Origin of the sequence: Niallia sp. FSL W8-0635 (genome assembly GCF_038007965.1) — a bacterium.
GTDB lineage: Bacteria > Bacillota > Bacilli > Bacillales > Cytobacillaceae > Niallia.
The window spans coordinates 3,787,405-3,804,327 of the sequence record NZ_JBBOYD010000001.1 but is presented as its reverse complement, the minus strand read 5'-3'; the positions used below and the strand labels follow the sequence as shown (position 1 = coordinate 3,804,327).

At 29.9% G+C, this 16,923-nt stretch carries 12 protein-coding genes; 6 read left to right on the top strand and 6 right to left on the bottom strand.

Translation table 11 applies throughout. From position 1 onward, the window contains the following. Nucleotides 1–73: 73 nt before the first annotated feature. From NYE52_RS18320 to tagD (NYE52_RS18300), 5 genes are all read right to left on the bottom strand, one after another. On the bottom strand, nucleotides 74–721 hold the full coding sequence (locus NYE52_RS18320; RefSeq protein WP_341194375.1) for a glycosyltransferase: 648 nt from the start codon (nucleotides 719–721) through the stop codon (nucleotides 74–76). Next, nucleotides 705–2,996 carry a CDP-glycerol glycerophosphotransferase family protein gene (locus NYE52_RS18315; RefSeq protein ID WP_341194374.1) on the bottom strand — a complete coding sequence of 764 codons (2,292 nt, stop codon included), beginning with the start codon at nucleotides 2,994–2,996 and terminating at the stop codon, nucleotides 705–707. Before NYE52_RS18315 ends, NYE52_RS18320 begins: the two co-directional genes overlap by 17 nt. Before the next feature lie 301 nt (nucleotides 2,997–3,297). Next, nucleotides 3,298–3,693: a glycerol-3-phosphate cytidylyltransferase gene (gene tagD / locus NYE52_RS18310; protein WP_341194373.1), complete on the bottom strand. Its 396-nt coding sequence runs from the start codon at nucleotides 3,691–3,693 to the stop codon at nucleotides 3,298–3,300. A gap of 194 nt (nucleotides 3,694–3,887) precedes the next feature. Continuing rightward, entirely contained in the window at nucleotides 3,888–5,081 is a 1,194-nt protein-coding gene (locus NYE52_RS18305; RefSeq protein ID WP_341194372.1) for a CDP-glycerol glycerophosphotransferase family protein, read from the bottom strand. Continuing rightward, a complete protein-coding gene (gene tagD / locus NYE52_RS18300; RefSeq protein WP_341194371.1) occupies nucleotides 5,074–5,472 on the bottom strand; it encodes a glycerol-3-phosphate cytidylyltransferase in 399 nt (132 codons plus the stop codon). Before tagD (NYE52_RS18300) ends, NYE52_RS18305 begins: the two co-directional genes overlap by 8 nt. Nucleotides 5,473–5,835: 363 nt before the next feature. Here tagD (NYE52_RS18300) and galU point away from each other — a divergent pair, with 363 nt between their 5' ends. The 6 genes from galU (at nucleotide 5,836) to NYE52_RS18270 (ending at nucleotide 16,480) form a co-directional block, all read left to right on the top strand. Continuing rightward, on the top strand, nucleotides 5,836–6,717 hold the full coding sequence (gene galU, locus NYE52_RS18295) for a UTP--glucose-1-phosphate uridylyltransferase GalU (protein WP_341194370.1): 882 nt from the start codon (nucleotides 5,836–5,838) through the stop codon (nucleotides 6,715–6,717). 387 nt (nucleotides 6,718–7,104) lie between these two features. After that, nucleotides 7,105–11,031 (top strand): PA14 domain-containing protein, encoded by a 3,927-nt coding sequence (locus NYE52_RS18290; protein WP_341194369.1) that lies wholly within the window; start codon nucleotides 7,105–7,107, stop codon nucleotides 11,029–11,031. A gap of 263 nt (nucleotides 11,032–11,294) precedes the next feature. After that, nucleotides 11,295–13,388 carry a CDP-glycerol glycerophosphotransferase family protein gene (locus NYE52_RS18285; RefSeq protein ID WP_341194368.1) on the top strand — a complete coding sequence of 698 codons (2,094 nt, stop codon included), beginning with the start codon at nucleotides 11,295–11,297 and terminating at the stop codon, nucleotides 13,386–13,388. A gap of 76 nt (nucleotides 13,389–13,464) precedes the next feature. Then, a complete protein-coding gene (locus tag NYE52_RS18280; RefSeq protein WP_341195227.1) occupies nucleotides 13,465–14,298 on the top strand; it encodes an ABC transporter permease in 834 nt (277 codons plus the stop codon). A gap of 13 nt (nucleotides 14,299–14,311) precedes the next feature. Continuing rightward, nucleotides 14,312–15,121 (top strand): teichoic acids export ABC transporter ATP-binding subunit TagH, encoded by an 810-nt coding sequence (gene tagH, locus NYE52_RS18275; RefSeq protein ID WP_341194367.1) that lies wholly within the window; start codon nucleotides 14,312–14,314, stop codon nucleotides 15,119–15,121. A gap of 297 nt (nucleotides 15,122–15,418) precedes the next feature. After that, on the top strand, nucleotides 15,419–16,480 hold the full coding sequence (locus NYE52_RS18270) for a glycosyltransferase family 4 protein (RefSeq protein ID WP_341194366.1): 1,062 nt from the start codon (nucleotides 15,419–15,421) through the stop codon (nucleotides 16,478–16,480). Nucleotides 16,481–16,572: 92 nt separating this feature from the next. Here NYE52_RS18270 and NYE52_RS18265 read toward each other — a convergent pair whose 3' ends face one another. Next, nucleotides 16,573–16,710, bottom strand: a complete 138-nt coding sequence (locus NYE52_RS18265) for a hypothetical protein (protein ID WP_341194365.1) — start codon at nucleotides 16,708–16,710, stop codon at nucleotides 16,573–16,575. Nucleotides 16,711–16,923: the final 213 nt, after the last annotated feature.

Here is a 16,923-nt window from a genome sequence, read left to right as displayed (position 1 = left end):
AAATAAATTTTGCTTTTTTTAATATTAGAATAGGGCAGATATTTAATCAGATTATAAAGTGAAAAAAGAAAAACTATTTGTTATTAAATAATGCTTCAAACTCGTTAATACAATTATTTTTATATTGTTGAAAATCAAACTTATTTTTTGTTCTATAACCGTTATGAAAAGCAAGAAATCCATTCAAAATCCCGCCTTCACTATTATCAACAGAAATGACTTCTTTATTTTGTAAGTATTTCATTGTAGTATCTAAATTTACTGTAATCACTTGTTTATCTAGTGCGAGTGCTTCATAAACAACTAGACCTAATCCCTCATAATAGGAGGATAATACAAACGCATCAACAAAAGAAAGAAGGGGGTAAGGATTATTCATTCTTCCTAACAAGTAGATATTTTCCGCAACAGGTGATTTTTTCACCTGTTCAATTGTTTCTTTTTTTATTGGTCCATAAGGTGCAACAATTAATAATCTTGAATTATTAAACTCCTCATTATAACTTTCAAAAGCTCGAATTAGTCTATCATGACCCTTTTGTTTGTCAAACCTTCCAATATTAATATACGTAAGGATATTTGGATCAAATAAATCATTGATTAATCGAGTTTTTGATACACCAAAATTTTCTAGTAGGTGCTGTAAAGAATAAATCATTCTTGTATTGTCATTATCCCTAAGGATAGATGAACTAGTTTCTTCATTACTCAGAGTGTGCATTACTTTTTTCCTCCATTATTTCATTTTGATACTCATTAATTATATTTATCGTATAAGGAAACATTTCAGCTGTTTCTATTATTTTCGCTCTTTCATACAATACTTTATTTACATGATGAATAATGGATTCATCCTCGGGATTTAATGTATTTGAAATTTCGTTAATAAGTTTTTCACGGTATGGAAATATGGATGATAAATATTTTTTCTTTGCATTTGTGAGAATTACTTCATTAACTTTATTAGATGATAGTAATTCATTAACTATATATGGATCATCTGTATGTTTTGAGATGGAATCTTTATATTCATTAATCGAGTTTTCATAAGCCTCAAGGAAATGATGACTTTGTCTTGGTGATTGGCTTTTAAAACGTTGAACTGGATCTGGCAAATAATTTTTACTATTAACGTAATGGAACCTAACGTTCTGTAAGGAGGAAAACAATCCTTGCTTTCCTAAATTTCGGATTCTATCTTCACCTAAAAAGTTATTCATTACTTCAAGTTTATTAGATACATCTGGAAGGTTTTCAACAAAACCGTTTCTAAGATTTTCATTTACTAATACAATTTTATTCACAGCTCTATATGCTTTATATAAAATAGCTCTATTGTAATTCTTTTTATTTTTATAATCCTCAAACATATCAGTGTGAACAAAGATCATTGTTTTACATGGTAAATAGGTTATTAATTCAGCGTATTTTCTATCAAAACCGGTATAATGAATAAACCAATCTAAATCGGTAGCTCCAAATATTCTTCTTATTTCTCTTTTGAAAATATTACTAACGACCTTATTTTCGAAATTACTATGATTTTCTTTGTTTAAATATCTTTTATAAATAACTCTTTCCATTAGGCTGTTTATAGAGATACCTGGTATTGGATAATATTGGATATTTTCAGGTAGTGATTTTAATCTAAACTTATATTGCTCTTTCATTTTTCCTTTGCCAAATACTAGTACGTAATTTCTTTTAGTGGTATCAATTGCTTCCAATGTGTTTAATAATGCTGTTGTGATACCGTTATCCCACAGCCCTCCGCAGAAAATGAATACATTTTCTTTATCATTTCTTATAGAGATTTCTTGGATATACTCATTTTTTTTATCATTCAGCATATAATCAAATAGGATTTCAGAACCATCTTTATTATCTAAAGAGCAGAACTTCTCTACGAAATTGTTATATTTAATATTTGGGGTTGGATGATTGATTTCTTTTGCTAATTCTACTACTGTACTTACTTGAACAAAAGGATAGGTATCAATATCTTCGTATACACCTCTTGTACTAAAATATTCTTCTTTATCATAGGTGTATAAAATAATTTGTGATTTTTTGTTTGCGAAATCGTACATAATGGATGAATAATCTGTTATTAAAACATCAACACAGCTTAAAAAATGATAAAGTTCATATTCATTTGGAAATTCAATGATATTGGACATAGAATCGAGACTTATATTTTTTTGCATTGTATGACGTTTAAAAATAATTAAAGTATCTTCATGTACATTATTGGATAGATAAGTGAGATCTTGTATAAGTTTTGAATCATCAGATACCACCTTTCCATCTATACCTCTCCATGTCGGCATATACATAACCATTTTTTTGTTTTGCCAATTATGCTTTTCCCTTATTTGTTTTGCGATAAGTTCATCAAATAAAGGACTATTTCTAGGAGATGGTGCAACGACAACTTTACCACTATAAATTTTATCGATATTATGTGAGTTAATTAGTATATCTTTTGTATAGGAATTGCTAACAATAATTGCATCAGAAATTAAAAAATTCCTTTGAACATTAGAATAACCTATAATATCTTCCATGTCTTTTCCAAGTGTTTTCAATGGGGTTCCATGCCAGACATTATAATATTTTTGACCTTTTCTTTTGTTGAAAAAAGGATAAAATGTATTATCATTAACTAAATATTTACAAGTTGCTAATAAATAACCATATTCTTTTGATAGATGTTCAACAAATGTTACATCCTGTATTCCATAATTACTGAATTTAATTCTAGATTCTTCTGCGTTTTTCGTAACAACGTAGACTTTTAATTGTAAATTTAATTTCTTAATACTTTTTATAAGCATAAAAATATGACCATCAACGGATTTTCCATGCAACGACTCAAAAAGTATGGCATTTCCGTTGATTTTTTTTGATTGTCCATTTCTAAAACTGAGTATGTGTTGCTGACTTTTTTTTATATTCTTGTATTTTTGATATAGCTTCATAATTGGATTTTGCATATTTATTGCTCCTTCATACAATTAATAAATAATCAATATTATAAATTGTGTTAGTGTGATTTTTAACTTGGAATTTGCGATAATGTTTACTTGATTTTATAGTAATCTTAAACAGAAATCCTATACATAAAATAATAAGAATAATGTAGAGAAATTAGAAAAAACATTTCATTAATATTAATGAAATGTATGAGCTTAGTTCTTATAAAAGGCTTTTGGAAATGTTATTATTTTTCCATTTGAATTAAAAAAAACCAAGTTTTTTATGTAATATTTAGGTTGATTTTTATTTGTTCTATAGTTATGCATTTTTTTCTAATAAGTCATTTTTTATTTTTGATGTGGATATGCCAACAGTACGAGGAAGGTATTTTACTTCACAATATTCTTCTAAAAAGTCAAATTTACCTTCCCAATCGTCACCCATAACAAAAGTATCAACTTTATGTTTAATAACATCTTCAATTTTTTGTTCCCATTTATTTTCTGGAATAACTTCATCAACATAACGAATTGACTCTAAAATCATTTTTCGGTTTTCATAGTTGTGATAGGCCTTTTTTTCTTTTATTGCATTAAATTCATCTGTAGAAATTGCAACAATTAGATAATCACCTAATTCTTTAGCCCTTTTTAATATATTTATATGTCCCCAATGTAATAAATCAAAAGTACCATAGGTTATTACTTTTTTCATGTTTATCCCCCTATCAAAATTAGGAATCTAGTTATTTATTTAAGTTATTATTATTCTAGATTATTAATGAATAACCGTACTAATTCTAATAGTTTTAATCCTGTATTACAAGTATTATTGGAAAAAATTTATAATATATCAGTGACTATGTTCCTGGTGTTTTGGTAAATATGTAAGTCTTTATACCAGTAAAGTCAATTTGCATAGAGCCAATCTAAAAGTATAACCGCGACATTTTTACTAGAGTTTCCTTGAGAGTATTTATTCCATTTTAAGTGAAAAGTGAGGGAATTTTCTTCTTCCCTTAAACTTGAATCACTTTTTGAAATAAAATATATTAACTCTTCTGTAGATTGAACAATGGGACCAGGAACTAAAGTAGAATAGTTCTCCCAAAAACCTCTTTCTTGTTGATATTCTTTCAAATCATAAGGAAAAAATATCATTGGTTTCTTAAAATAAGAAAATTCAAAAGGAATAGAAGAATAGTCAGTAATTAAGATATCGGTAATAAATAATAAGTCATTTATCTTAGGATATTTTGACAAATCTAAAATGAAATCATCAGAATTATTATGACTATAACCTGTTGCAGAGATTGCAGGATGTAATTTAAGAATAAGAACATATTCACTTTTGAATTTTTTACTCATTAGATTTAAATCAAATGGTAGAGTAAATTTATTAAGATTATTATTTCTAAAGGTAGGTGCATAAAGTATAACCTTTTTTTTTCGAAGTATAGGGTAACGTTCGAATAACCCTTTTTTAATTTCTAAAAAAGTATCTCGAGAAAAGAAGAGATCTGTTCTAGGAATACCTGTATGAATAAAATTGGATGGATGTATTTTAAAGGCTTTTTGGAATATGTTTTCCATCTTATCTGATCCAACAATGACATATTGGAAATTGTTATATACTTTCTTGAATCTTTCCCTTGCTTTTTTACTGCGATTAAAAATAGAAGGGTCTTCTAAGCCAAACTTTTTTATAGCTCCAACAGCATGCCAAATTTGAAGGATCTTAACATTTTTTTTGAAATTAGTAACTGATAAAAATCCATAATAGTTGTCAACAACAATAATTTTTGCAGTAGCTAAATGGAAAATGGAAAGTAAAAAAAATTTTATTCGTTTGGGAGAACATAAAAGTACACGATTGCTTTCGTTATTCTCATTAAGAAAATAATCATAACTAGTATTATTAAATGCGATAAACACCAAAGGTGTATTAGGTGATTGTTTTTTTAATTCCTGTTGTATATGATGTGTATTTTCAACAAAAGAAACACAAAAAATAATTTTTTGTGTTTGGGGGAAAAGCGAAAATATTTTAAAGAAAAAAGAAAAACATAGTAAATATAAATTAATGTAAAATTCTCTAAACATTTTTGTTCACCTTAAAATCTTCCTTTATTTTAGTTGTAGATATACCTACAGTGCGGGGTAAGTAAATTACTTCACAGTACTCTTTTAAATAATCAAATTTACCTTTCCAGTCGTCTCCCATAACAAAAATATTGATTTTGTTATCAACAATATCTTTAATTTTCTGCTCCCACTCATTTTCTGGAATAACTTGATCTACATAACGGATAGCCTCTAATATAGCTTTTCTATTAGCGTAATTATGGTAAGATTTTTTATTTTTTAATAGATTAAATTCATCTGATGAAAGTCCAACTGTTAAGTGATCACCATAATTTTTGGCGTTCTTTAGAATATTTATATGACCTATATGTAGTAAGTCAAAGGTTCCATAAGTAATAACTTTCTTCATAATTTCCTCCATAAATGTTTTGTATATTTTAGAATAACAAAATTTTGAAAGATTATACATGAAACTTAATAATAGGAATTGAGGTCATAAAAAATAATTAATTGTAGATATTATAATATAATAAGGCGGCTGGACCGTAGTTAACTTAAATTATAGAGGTATTCTGTGATATTGAAAAGCTGATTTTATTTTAAAACTATAGGAATTGAAATATGAAAAATTTATTAATTGTAAACCTTATATAGTAATTTTTAAGGTTTTAATTTACCAATGAGTGATTAAGTTGCATCTAATTGAAAAAAAGTTAGGTATCAATAAAGTATTTTGATTTTAAAATTTAAAACTAATTATGGAGGAATTATAATGAAAAAAGTTAGAAAAGCAATTATTCCAGCAGCAGGGCTAGGAACGAGATTTCTTCCAGCTACAAAAGCTATGCCAAAAGAAATGCTTCCTATTGTTGATAAGCCAACTATTCAATATATAGTTGAAGAAGCTATTGCTTCAGGTATTGAAGATATAATTATTGTTACAGGTAAAGGAAAAAGAGCGATTGAAGACCATTTTGATAATGCACATGAACTAGAAGAGAATTTAATAGGAAAAGAAAAATTTGATTTGCTAGCTAAAGTAAAAGAGTCTTCAGTTGTAGATATACATTATATTCGCCAAAAAGAACCTAAAGGACTAGGTCATGCAATATGGTGTGCAAGAAATTTTATTGGAAATGAACCATTTGCTGTTTTGCTTGGAGATGATATTGTCTACAGTAAAGAACCATGCTTAGGTCAGCTAATAAAAGAATATAATCGTACATACTCATCTGTAATTGGAGTACAAGTGGTACCTGATTCTGAGACACATAGATATGGAATAATTGATCCAATTAAGGAAGTTGGGCGAAGTTTTCAAGTAGAAAAATTTGTTGAAAAACCGCCTAAAGGAACTGCTCCATCTAATTTAGCTATAATTGGCCGATATATTTTAACTCCTGAAATATTTCGATTTCTAGAGGAAAAACAGATAGGGACAGGAGGAGAAATTCAACTTACAGATGCAATTGAGAAGCTAAACAAAATACAGAGAGTATATGCTTATCAATTTGAGGGAACTAGATACGATGTAGGAGAGCAATTGGGGTATATACAAACAACGATAGAATTTGCTTTAAAGAGAAAAGATTTAAAGGAAGAGCTAATTTTGTATTTAACAGACTTAGTAAATGGCTTAAAGGTTAGAGGTTAATGAGAGTAAATTATTAAGTCGAAATGCTCAAAACAAGAACCGAAATGCATATAGGCAGGAGCTTCTTTTTTATATTATCAACTAAAAGCACTTACTATTTCGACTTTGTATCGAGTAGAAGGTGCTTTTGTTCTTATTTAAATTCATAGAGCGGGAGGTACTAGTAAGATTTTTAGTCTATAAGAAGTTAGAAAGAAGTACAAAAGTCCGGTTAACTATAAAAAATGAAAATTGGTTGAAATTACCACATCTTACTAAATATCTATTTTATAGTGCTTTTTCGAAAAAATGTACAATTAATCATTTTTTTTTGACAATATATATTAACATTATAGAGTTTTTCTAGGATAATAGTATTGAATACTACGATCGCATATATTTTTGGAGGTGTCTAAAATACTATTAAAATTTTTCAAAAGGGGAAAAGTATTATTTTTTCTTTTTATTGGTATAACCTTATTTATCACCTTGCCAAATAAAGGGGAAGCTGTAGAGAATAAATGGGCAGGTAGCTATTATAATTCTACAAATTTTACTGGAGTACCAATCAATAAAGAATATGAAAACTTAAGGTTTACTTGGGATAAAAATGCTCCTATTAGTGATGTTAGAAATGATAATTTTTCAGCAACCTTTGAAAAGGATATCAATGTTGGCAAATCAGATAAGGATTATTTTGTTCATGGATTTGCAGATAATGGTTTTCGAATGTATATAGATAATGAAAGAGTAATAGATAGTTGGGATTACTCTGGCATCAAGTATCACTCTAATATAATTCCGAATTTGTCAGAGGGAAAATACAAAGTAAAGACAGAATACTACGATAAGGTTAATAGTGCGGCTCTGTATGCAGATATTATCCCATTCAATAGTTGGATAGGATACTTCTATAATAATCGTAATTTTAGTGGTTATCCTCAAGATGCAAAAGTATATTCTTCTTCTAACGGTAATTTTTCATTTAATTATGGGAAAAATGCACCAAATGCTAATAATATAGGTAAAGATAATTTTTCTATGAAAATATTCACTTATAAAAGATTAGATGCAGGAAAATATATTATCCGTACTAAAGTAGATGATAAAATTCAAGTTTATATAGATGGGAAAAAAGTATTGGATAAGGGAAGTCTAGGAGAAGAAGCAGTTATTGTCAATATTAGTGATATAGCAAGAGCTAATACTTCTGATAAAGATATTCATCAATTAGAAATTCATTATGTGGAGAATACAAGTGATAGTTATTTGGATTTCACTATTCTACCATTGAAAGAAGAATTATCCAGCGATTATTGGCTTGCGTCCTATTTTAATAATAGAAATAATGTTGGAAATGGTTACGTATATGGAGGTAACGGTGGATCAGTAAAAATTAAAGATTTATTCTTTGATTGGGGATATTCTTCTCCCAGTTCTAAAATAGCCAGTGATAATATCTCAGCTTCTTATTATAAACTTTTAAATAAAGGAGATTACTTTGTTTATTCCTATGCAGATGATGGTGTGAAAGCGAGTATTAATGATAAAACATTATTTAAACAATGGTCGGGATCACCTGGAACGGAAAATAAAGCTGTAATTACGGGATTAAATGCTAATAATAATATTTTTCAATTAAATTATTTAGAGAGCACAAGCAAGGCATTTTTATTTGCAGATGTTTTACCTATGGGGCAATGGCTAGGTTATTACTACAATAATGATAGTTTATCCGGTACACCATCCAACAAAAAAATAATTAAAGGGGATCAAAATGGATCATTAAGCTTTAATCATGGATATAACTCTCCAATTTCTGGAATTCCTAAAGATCGATATTCAGCTAAGTTTATTACAGCTATGAAATTAAAAAAAGGAGACTATATTATAAGAACTTTTGCTGATGATGGAATTAGAGTGTATTTAGATGATAAATTAGTTGTAAATAGGTGGAATGGAGCCAGAAGTGACTCCGCTATTAAAATTAAGATCAATGATATAGAAAAAAAAGATATTCATTGGATTAAAGTAGAGTATAGAGAGGCCACCTTAACATCTAAGCTTGACTTTGATATTAAACCAATGGAGGAAATTGCAACAAATACGAATTGGCTACAGATAATGTATCCAAATAAATCTTTTTCAGGGGTAGGTACTGTAAAAGATGGTATAAATAACATTCAATATAACTGGGGGAAAGCAGCCCCTATCTCAGGATTCCCAACAGATAAATTCTCCGCAACATTCTTGAAAAAATTAAAGGGGAATCAAGATTATTTTGTTTCAACATATGCGGATGATGGAATAAAATTAGAAGTTGATGGTAAGCAATTATTTAATCGATGGTCGTATGGTGGAGATGTGTATAATAAGGTATTGATAAAAAATCTTAAATCGGGTGAGCATATGGCAAGATTTGATTACTTTGAATCAACAAGTAATGCGAATATTTATGCTGAAATTCAGCCGGTAGGAAATTGGATAGCTTATTATTACAATAATAAGACTGTATCAGGTATCCCAGTAGCTTCTGAGATAATAGATAATTCTAATTCTATGACTCTAGCACAAGATTTTGGTTTGAAGTCACCCAATCCCAAAATAAATAAGGATTATTTTTCAGCTAGATATGTAACAACAAAAAAAATCACTGCAGGTGAATATTTAGTTCGTGGGTTAGCAGATGATGGCTTGAAAGTGTATATTGACGGGAAGTTGGTTATTGATAATTGGACAAATGGCCCTTATAAAGAAAAAGCGACAAAACTAACTATTGAAGATACAAAGGACGGCGATATTCATTGGATTGAAGTTCGATTCTATGAGTCAACAAGTTCTGCTAAATTTTCTTTTAGTTTGGAGCAATATAAAGATAGTACTATTTTAAGTGATTCTGGATGGTATGCTGAATATTACCCGAAAGTTATCGGGAAAAATGAAACACCAGTCTATAAAGTTTCAGATTCAAAGAAACCGGTTGTAATCGGTGGGGAAAATTCATTAAATAGTATTTCGCAAATTAATTTTAATTGGGGTAAAAATTCTCCTGATTCTTCTATTCCAAATGATAAGTTTTCCGCCATTTTTAAGCGTGAATATAACTTAAAGGAAAATACAAATTATAACTTCCGACTATCCGCTGATAATGGAGTATTATTAGAGATTGATGGGAAGGTAGTCTTAGATGCATGGGAAGGGAGTATTGATAAGGAGAAAGAAGTTCTTGGTTATTACTTACCAAAAGGAAAACATACATTTGTAATAAAATATTATGAAAATGTCGGCAATGCTTCCATTAATTTTAAAATGGAAAAAGCAAAGGTTGCTTTAGAATCCTATGATTACTTGGGTTATACTATTAATGATGCTGTAAATATACAAACAAGTAAAAAGGCACAAACAGATAAAAAATATAAAGCTTATATTAGAGAAGATGGACTTTCTTACGTGAGTAAAGCAACAGATTATGGAATAGTTGCAACAGGTAATTGGAATGTTCGTGGTGGTCCAAGTACTGGCCAATGGGTAATTGGACAATTTTCTACTGGAGATAAAGTTACGATAAAAGCAAAAACGGCAAAAGATAGTAATGGGAAATATTGGTATGAAGTAGATTACTATAAATACTATAATGAAATTAAAGCTGCTACAGAGGATTTTCCTCCAAAATATAGTTTGGCCTATCATACTTGGGTGAATGCTAGCCCAGCGGATATTAAATACTATCTAGAACCTAATAATTTTGTCAAAGATGATAAGCAGAAATTACAATTCCTTTTATTGTCTTCAAGTGCAAACGTAAGTGAAAAGGAAGTGAACGATAAGATACTGAAAAATAAGGGAATCTTAGCAGGAAAAGCATCATCCTTTGTAACAGCAGGGGAAAAGTATGGTATTAATGAGATATATCTAATTTCTCACGCCTTGTTAGAAACCGGTAATGGATCTTCTACTTTGGCTAAAGGTGTTAAAGTATCAAGTGTTGATGGAAAAAAGGTTACACCTAAAGTGGTTTATAATATGTATGGAATAGGAGCATATGATAGTTCTGCTGTTAAGAGTGGATCAGAATATGCTTATAAGCAAGGTTGGTTTACACCAGAGAAGGCAATTATTGGTGGTGCAGAATTTATTGGTAAAAATTATATCAATAATAGTACTTATAAACAGGAAACCCTTTATAAAATGAGATGGAATACATTATCACCTGGTGTACATCAATATGCAACGGATATTGGATGGGCAAGTAAACAAGTTAGTACAATGTATAATTTATATAATTTATTGACAACATATCGCATGGATTTAAAAATACCAGTCTATAGAAAATAAAATGAATTTTATCATGGGATGGGGTTGTTACTCCAGGCGCTTATTAAGTAATTTTTAAGTGCCTGGAGTTTTTCTATGTACAATAAGGAAGAGCTATTCTAGAATTTATTTGAATTCTTAAACAGGAGTTTAAAGGTTTATTCGAATACAGTTTGAAATCCCACCCTCTTACCGATATAATACTTGATAGATTAAATAATCCATTTTATTGACATAATAATATATTGAATCACTTTTTTACATTATATAAGGGGAGATACATAATGAGTGAATCGGAAGTTAGCAATCATAAAGTAAAGGAGCTAGGAATAAAAGAGAATAAGATATATATCCAGTTTTATTTCGATGAGACTTTGCTTTCAGCTGAGCAGGGTTCACTTCTGTTTTATTTAAAGGGTTCAGATCAGTGTATCCACTTTTCACTTGCACAGATATCTTCTATAGATGGGCTTGGTTTGTTTGAAACAGTGGTTGATTTAGAACAATTCAGCAAGGAGTTTTCCGAAATAGGAAAATGGGAAATATACGTACAGTTAGAAGATTCTCAAAAAAAAAGGTTGCGTAGTAGTGAAAAAGTAACAGGATTATTATACTACTATTATGAAAAGGACAACCGTGTGTTCTTCCCTTATACAACAAATAAAGGAGAACTTGTTTTTAAAACATCTGATCCATTTTTATTTGCTGCCGTCGACAAGGTGAATATCAGAAAAGATGGAACTGTTTATTTATCTGGCTATTTTGATTATCCTGAATGGCATAAACAGGACTCCTCCATGATAAATGGAACACTTATAATGGAAAATGATTTAGATAACCGTATTTCTCAATTTGCAGTAAGGGAAAATGTGATGGAAAGTTCAAATGATCCATTTTCTTCTTATAGAAGGTTCGAAACCATGATTGATTTGACAAATGGACTGCACAGTATAAAAAATATTCATTATAAATTTTATTTGGAAATTAATTGTCAAGACGGCGGGGAAGCACGTAAAAATTTAAAAAGTAGTCAATTAGCTTATTTGCCGCGTGTAGGGGAGAAGAATAAGTTTAAAAAAATATGTACTATTTCACAAAGCAAAAAAAGAGTAAAACTTAGACCAAAAACAGATAAAAGACATTTGTCTATTTCTGTTTCACCTTATTATCAGAAACAACATTTGTATGAGAGTACGAGCAAGCTTTTTAAAAAGTGGAAAAATGCAAATAAACTATTATTCCTATATAAAGCAATATTTAAGCTAGTTGGATATTTTCCTGTTAAAAAGAACACGATTGTTTTTGAAAGTTTTTTAGGAAAACAATATAGCTGTAATCCTAGAGCCATCTATGAGTACATTCAAAATAATCATTCGGAATTTAAAACTTATTGGAGTGTAGATCCAAGATACTTGAAGAATTTCGATGGAAAAAGTTTACATGTTGTACCTCGCTTTTCGATAAAATGGTTATTTATTATGGCGAGGGCTGAATTTTGGGTGAGTAATAGTAGATTGCCGCTTTGGATACCTAAGTCAAGGCATACAACCTATTTGCAAACATGGCATGGAACACCATTAAAGAAATTAGCAGCAGATATGGATGAAGTGTATATGCCTGAGACAAATACGAAAATGTACAAAAGGAACTTTTTATATGAAGCAAGAAATTGGGATTATTTAATTTCTCCTAATGCGTATTCTTCTGAGATTTTTAAAAGTGCATTTCGCTTTAATAAAAATATGATTGAATCAGGATATCCAAGGAATGATATTTTACAAAAAAATCATTCGCAGGAAGAATTGGATAAGATGAAGGAAAAGTTCTCGATTCCTTTAGATAAAAAAGTTTTATTATATGCACCTACATGGAGAGATGATCAGTTTTATAAAAAGGGAAAATATAAATTTGATTTGGAATTAGATTTACATAAATTAAGAAAAGAATTGGAAGATGAGTATATAGTTATTTTAAGGATGCATTATTTAGTAGCTGAAAACTTTGATCTTTCTCCGTATAAAGGATTCGCATTTGATTTTTCAAATTATGAAGATATTAGAGAGTTATATTTAATCTCGGATATGCTCATAACCGATTATTCTTCCGTTTTCTTTGATTATGGAAATTTAAAGCGCCCCATTATTTTTTTCGTTTATGATATTGAAACATATCGTGATAAATTAAGAGGCTTTTACTTTGATTTTGAGAAAACAGCACCTGGACCTTTGGTAAAAACAACGGAAGAGATTATCGAATCTGTGCACATGTTAAAGGATAGTGTTTCTAGTCAAAAGTTTAATGATTTTTATAACAAGTTTTGTTATTTAGAAGATGGCAATGCAACTAGAAGAGTTGTTAATGAAGTATTTTTAAAGTGAATTATAGAAAAAATAATGAAGGATGAATACTCTGTCTTTCTAGAGGCAGATAAATTATAGAAGGGCAAACATAATGATGAAATCGATGTTTAAAGTAATAAAGGAACAAATAGATAACTTTCATTTAATAAAAAGGCTGTCTATGTATGAGTTGAAAAGTTCTAATAGAAATAATTATTTGGGGATTCTTTGGGAGTTTATCAACCCAGCAATTCAAATTGCAATCTATTGGTTCGTTTTTGGCTTTGTACAGGATAGGGATACAGTTCCTGGCCAACATGGAGATATTCCATTTTTTGTTTGGATGCTCTCTGGAATATTAATATGGTTTTTCGTTTATCCAGCTATTACACAAGGATCTAAATCCATCTATTCTAGACTGCGAATGGTCTCAAGAATGAATTTTCCTTTGAGTGCAATCCCATCTTACGTAATATTATCCTTATTATATCCCCAACTATTATTAATGGGAATTATAATAATTATATTTCAATTTATTGGATATCCTATTTCCATCTATTACTTGCAAATACCATATTTTTTATTTGCGGCTGTCATATTTTTATTTGCATTATCACTAATTACGACAACAATCTCTACTATTGTTCGGGATTTTCAGATGTTATTGCAATCGTTAATGCGTGTGCTGTTGTATATAACACCAATCTTATGGCCTGCTGGAAGATTTAGTGATTCCGGTACATTTGGTAAGTTTTTTGATTATGTAATGTTATTAAATCCTTTTTATTATTTAGTGGAAGGTTATCGTTATGCGCTTTTAGGAGAAGGCTGGTTTATTACTGCCCATCCTACTATCACGATTTATTTCTGGGCATTGGTCCTCCTTCTATTATCTATAGGGTCATATATGCATGTGAAATTCAGAAGACATTTTATTGACTTTTTATAATCGGAGGTATCTTATGGAAAAGTCTGTGATAGTAAGAAATTTAACGAAAAGATATAAATTATATAAAAATAATTCGGAGAAACTAAAAGATATATTTCTTCCGAAAAATTATGGAGAACCTTTTTTCGCTTTGAAAAATGTTAGTTTTGAAGCAGAAAAAGGGGATGTCATTGGATTTGTTGGTGTAAATGGTTCTGGTAAGTCGACGCTTTCCAATATTATAGCAGGAATAGTTCCGCAAACTACTGGAGAGGTAGAAATTGATGGACAAGCATCCCTTATTGCTGTAGCTGCAGGAGTTAATGGAGAACTAACAGGCAGAGAAAATATTGAATTAAAGTGTCTAATGCTAGGTTTTACTAAACAGCAAATAACGGATTTGGAACCAGAGATTATCGAGTTTTCGGAGCTCGGTAAGTTTATTGACCAACCGGTAAAATCCTATTCAAGTGGAATGAAGTCTCGTCTGGGTTTTGCTATTTCTGTAAATACAGATCCAGATGTATTAATTATTGATGAAGCCTTATCAGTAGGGGATAAAGCCTTTGCTGAAAAATGCTTAGACAAAATGAATGAGTTTAAGAAACGTGGAAAAACAATGTTCTTTGTCAGTCACTCGATTGGGCAGATGAAACAATTTTGCGAAAAGGGTATATGGCTTGAACATGGTGAATTGAAAATGGCTGGAAATATTAATGAAGTAATGCCTGCATATGAAGAATTCTTAGTAGGGTATAAAAAGATGACACCAAAAGAAAAAAAGGAATTTCAAGAGGCGGGTCTTAAAAGAAGAAGTGACCCCGCATTTGTTGGTAAGGTCTGATTAAAGAAGATTATCTTTTTATTTAGTAGCCGTTCTAATATTAGAGCGGTTTGTTTTATAAGGTAAAGCTTAAAATATTTACTTTGTGATGAAACTTTCCAAAAGAAAGAACGTCATATATAATAATAATCAAGTTGTTTATAGATAAGGTTAAAAATTTGTAATGTAAATGTAAAATAAGCATGGGATTTGTTAAGCCAAGCTAGTTGGTATTGTGTTATAATAAATTTCGATTATATGCAAGAATAGACAGATGCCTAATGAATGTACGTTATTAAGGCATTAGGGAGGATCTCCATGATTTATACAATGCTAGTGGTATGTTTTATTGCTTCTATCTTACTGACTCCATTAGTGAAGAAGCTTGCATTTAAAGTTGGAGCAATGGATAAACCAGAAAAACGAAAAGTACATCATAAAATTATGCCTCGTATGGGCGGTTTAGCTATATATATTAGTTTTATCATCGGTGCATTAGCGATCAATCCAGGTAAAGACTATCATTATCCAATACTGATTGGTAGTGTAATCATCATTGCGACGGGAATGTTAGATGATATTTATAATCTCAATGCAAAGATTAAGTTTGTTGCTCAAACCATTGCCGCGGTCATTGTAGTTGTTTGGGGTGGCGTACAAGTTGAATTTATTAACTTGCCATTCGGTGGACAAATAGAGTTTGGATTTTTAGATATACCAATAACGATTCTTTGGATTGTTGGTATCACGAATGCCATTAATTTAATTGATGGTTTAGATGGTCTTGCTTCGGGTGTTTCATGTATTGCCCTATTTACGATTACTGGTATGGCAATGATTATGGGAAATGGTTATGTAATTGCGATTTCTTCTATTGTTTTAGCTAGTACGCTTGGATTTTTATTGTTTAACTTTTATCCGGCAAAGATTTTTCTTGGGGATACAGGAGCGTTATTCCTTGGCTATATCATAGCAGTTATGTCTTTATTAGGATTTAAAAATGTAACGTTAATCTCTTTTGTTATTCCAGTTATTATTTTGGGAGTTCCTATCTCCGATACATTTTTTGCAATTATTCGTCGCTTAGTGAATAAGCAACCATTGATGGCACCAGATAAGTCTCACTTACATCATTGTTTGTTAAATATAGGTTTCACCCACAGACAGACAGTTATTATCATTTATGCAATGGCATCTTTTTTCGGACTTGTAGCTGTGATTTTTTCTATGGCAAAAGTATGGGGAGCCATTCTCCTTATCGTAACAGTCTTGTTCATCATAGAATTGATTGTTGAAAAGATTGGATTGGTTGGGAAGAATTATAAGCCGATATTAAAGTTTATTAATGATATAAGATATTCTACTGATAAAAACAGATAAAAAAGCCCTCTTGTATAAGAAGGGCTTTTTTGTATATAAAATTAAAAGGACCGAAAGGCTTCCAAGGTTTCTTTATACTACATTAGATGCTATTACAGAAGCCTATGCTTTTCATCTAAGTCTTCCTCATAAAACTCATCTTCGAATTCATTCCAAATGCTAGGTTCATTATCAGTAAATAATGGTTTTTCAATAGCATCATTTAAGAAAGTTATCATTTTTTTTAACATTTAGAACACCTCACTATTTCGAATTTTGTTCATTATGCTTAGTATTGACATATTAAATGAAGATTATTAAGAGAACCTTTAATTATTTATGTACCCCAATTTATTATTTTCATTACGAAGTAGGGAGATTTTTGAATAAAATAGAGAGCGCTTTCTAATTTATTTTAGAAAGGTTTCAAAATAAATAAAAGCATTGACGAATCAATGCTCTTA